Source organism: Pseudoalteromonas sp. Z9A5, assembly GCF_011378875.1.
Classification (GTDB): Bacteria; Pseudomonadota; Gammaproteobacteria; order Enterobacterales; family Alteromonadaceae; genus Pseudoalteromonas.
The window spans coordinates 1-3,504 of record NZ_WTLC01000084.1; the positions used below are offsets into that span (position 1 = coordinate 1).

Genomic DNA, 3,504 nt, shown 5'->3' on the forward strand with positions numbered 1-3,504 from the left:
CATGAGGGTTCGGTGTAACGTTTTTTAGCGAATTCAATTATACCTCATCCTCATGCTGTTTGTTTTTTATACCGCAAAGATCAACACGCCCTAGTTAAATATCAATAAGATTTAGTTTTACTCATAGAGAAAGTAACGCTCGTTACGACAATACTTAAATTGAACTATAAGTTACGGTGTTAGTTATTTATCATTACCATTAACTCAAAAAGTAGACTTTTAGGGTTGATAGGTGTTATTTAATACACATATTTATTTTTTGTAGAAAAACTCACTTTTATGCTTATTACTTTACCTATATCAGAGCTTGTACCTGGCATGTATGTCGATAGCGTTACTAAGCAACATGAAGGGGTCAACAGCATAAAAATTAAAACAAGTGGCTTAGTGCGCGATAAATCTATTATTAAGCGTTTAGTTGCAGAGGGAGTGCTTGAGCTTTTAATTGATTTTGCTAAAGGTGATGCTGCAATACCCGCCAAATATAAACCGCAAAGTAAACTTAAAACGTCTAACAGTCAGCTAAAGCCTGAAAAAGCTAAATTAATTATAACTATAGAGCAAGAATTCTCTAAAGCAAGTGTGAGCTATGAGCAAAATAACCGAAAATTACAATCCTTATATGGTGATCTAACATCAGGTCTTACTATAAATATGAAGGTGCTTGATGAAATTGCTAATGAAATAGTTAGTTCTGTTTTTCGTAACGCTAATGCTATGAGTATTCTTACTCGTATCAAAGATAAACACAGTTACAACTGGCGTCATATGATTAACTGCGCCATTTTTACCGCTGTATTTGCTAAATATTTGGGATACAAACAAGCTGTTGTGCAAGAACTTGCCATGGGCGCTTTACTCCATGATTTAGGTCAAGCCAAACTACCTCAAGGTATATTCTCAAAACCAACTAAAGTTACGAATAATGAACTGCTGGCAATTAAAAAACATGTAGCACAAGGTTTAGCTTTAGTTAAGGGTGAAAAGGGCGTTACACCGCTTATGCTCGATATGATAGTGAATCATCATGAAAGATTAGATGGCTCTGGTTATCCTCGAGGAATAGAAGCTGAAAAACTAAGCCGTCCGGCACGTATAATGGCAATAGTTGATGTATATGATGCAATGACTGCCGACAGACCTCATCAAGAGGGCGATGAGCCTATAAATGCATTACGTTATTTATTAGCCAATAAACAGTTATTTGATGGAGAGTTAGTACAACGATTTATAAAATGCTTAGGTGTTCATCCAGTAGGCACTATTGTTAAGTTAACAAACGAACGTTTAGCGTTAGTACTTGAGGGGAATGTACTTAATCCTATTAAGCCTAAAATTAAGCTATTTTATAATGCTAAGCATAAACATCATATTACAGCAAAGGACATCGATTTGAGTGAGCACACTCAAGAGCTTAAAATTTTAGCGAGTGTTAAGCCACTTGACTACCAAATTAACTTATCTCGTTTATTGAAGGAGCATTTGTTAGCGTAGATTTTTTGCACTGCTTATACTTATATTGCCTAGCTGAAATAAACGCACCTAAAAAACAACTTCCCATTAGCGTTAACCATAATAAAGTACCCAGCTCTACATGCAGTGCTAAGCAACAAAGCGCTAATGAAATTAATGCGCTAAGCATAGCCCCAAGCCAATAATGGTTTACTGGATTATCGCATTGACCTGCTTGGGTACATGCACAGTAGTTAGCCTTGTAAAAGCAGAACACACTTGCACCACAAAAAAAAAGTCCAGCCACAATGAGTGAAATGGTCACTATTTTATTCCCTTTGTTATTTTATACTCAGTGTAAATTGCTAAATTTTTCAAGTCAATCTAAATGATAACTAATTACATTTAGAGTATATACTCTAATAGCACACTTCTAGTCCGATGAGTTTTAATTAGTTGTTAAAATGCCGTTAAAAATCATGTTTTTTGCTGTTTTTTAACTTATTCATAGAGTTTTTTACAAAAAATTAAGGTAGTGTGACAAGGTTTGAAACCCTAATAACAACACACATAGTTATCCAAACAGTTCGTTTGGTGAGGACACAACAATGAAATTTACTAAAACTCTTATTGCAGCTTCGCTTGCATTTGTTTCAGCTGACAGTTTTGCAGCTGCGTTTCAATTATCAGAGCAAAATGCATCGGGTTTAGGCCGTGCATATGCTGGTGAAGCTTCTATTGCAGACGACGCGTCTGTTGTTGCTCGTAACCCAGCTCTAATGACTTTATTTAAAGAAAAGCAACTAAGCGTTGCAGCTATTGGTGTTATCCCTGATGTAAGCATTGAAGGTGAAGGCACTAATAACGGTATTGATCCTAATGCATTAGATGATGACAGTATTGCTCCTAGCGCTATTGTTCCTGCAATTTACTTTACTATGCCATACAACGACAGAGTATCGATTGGCTTTGGTGCATTTTCTAACTTTGGTTTATCTACAGAGTTTCAAGATGATTATGTAGCTGGTCAAATTGCTGGTGAGACAGAAATATTTACAGTAAACCTTAATGCAAGCGTTGCATATAAAGTATCTGAGCAATTTAGCTTTGGTATAGGCTTAAATGCTATTTATGCTGATGCGACTGTTATTCGTAAAGTGGGTGCAAATGCAAGTGGCTTTGATTTTGGTACTGATGCAGTAAACCTTCAAGGTGACGACACTGGCTTTGGCTTAAACGTAGGTTTAATGTATCAGTTAGATGAAAATAGCCGTTTTGGTTTTAACTACCGTACAGAAACTGATATTACGTTTGATGGCGATTTTTCTAACGGATTACCAGCCGCCGCTGGTGGTACTGGTGGTGCTGATCTTCCTGGTTCAGTAGAAATTACTTTACCAGCTATTGCTGAGTTTTCTGGTTCTCATCAGTTAGACGACAAATTAGGTTTACACTACAGTGTATTATGGACTGGCTGGAGTAGCTTTGAGTCTTTAGAAGCACAAGTAACGGCACCAACTGGTGATAAGTTTGTTGGATTTGAAAAAGATGAAAGCTTCAGCGATTCATTCCGTTATTCTGTGGGTGCTGACTATCAACTAAATGAAGATTTATTACTTCGTGCCGGTGTTGCATTTGATGAGTCGCCTGTATCACAAACACACCTATCAATTTCGATTCCAGATACAGATCGTTTTTGGTTCTCGTTTGGTGGTAACTACACAATAGATCAAAACTCTAACGTTGATTTAGGTGCGAGTATTATTCGTGGTAAAACACAAAACTTTACTGAAGCTGATGATTCTGGCAGTGAATGGTCTTTTGAATCAAAAGGTCATGCAGTATTAATTGGTGCTCAGTACAACTACAAATTTTAATATTTGTATAAATGCTTAGGGCTTAGTCTCTGGGCATAAAAAAGCCGCTCACTTAATAAGTGAGCGGCTTTTTTAATACCTATTCATAGGTTGGATCTTAAGGAATAAAACTTGAAAACATGCTCTGAATTTGATCTGATAGTAATCGCCAAACCACTATCTATCCCAAAAGCAG

At 36.5% G+C, this 3,504-nt stretch carries 3 protein-coding genes; 2 read left to right on the plus strand and 1 reads right to left on the minus strand.

What is annotated here, in order from left to right; translation table 11 throughout:
• Positions 1-279 precede the first annotated feature (279 nt).
• Complete coding sequence (locus tag GQR56_RS20990; RefSeq protein ID WP_024611991.1) at positions 280-1,494, plus strand: HD-GYP domain-containing protein; 1,215 nt, start codon at positions 280-282, stop codon at positions 1,492-1,494.
• Here GQR56_RS20990 and GQR56_RS20995 read toward each other — a convergent pair.
• A complete protein-coding gene (locus tag GQR56_RS20995) occupies positions 1,454-1,777 on the minus strand; it encodes a hypothetical protein (RefSeq protein WP_076917060.1) in 324 nt (107 codons plus the stop codon). The genes GQR56_RS20990 and GQR56_RS20995 overlap by 41 nt on opposite strands.
• 283 nt (positions 1,778-2,060) lie before the next feature.
• Here GQR56_RS20995 and GQR56_RS21000 point away from each other — a divergent pair, with 283 nt between their 5' ends.
• On the plus strand, positions 2,061-3,329 hold the full coding sequence (locus tag GQR56_RS21000; RefSeq protein ID WP_166115297.1) for an outer membrane protein transport protein: 1,269 nt from the start codon (positions 2,061-2,063) through the stop codon (positions 3,327-3,329).
• Positions 3,330-3,504 lie beyond the last annotated feature (175 nt).

What these genes read in the sequence shown, in the direction of transcription:
- GQR56_RS20990 (WP_024611991.1), top strand. Translation starts at nt 280, where the DNA reads ATGCTTATTACTTTACCTATATCAGAGCTTGTACCTGGCATGTATGTC.
- GQR56_RS21000 (WP_166115297.1), top strand. Translation starts at nt 2,061, where the DNA reads ATGAAATTTACTAAAACTCTTATTGCAGCTTCGCTTGCATTTGTTTCA.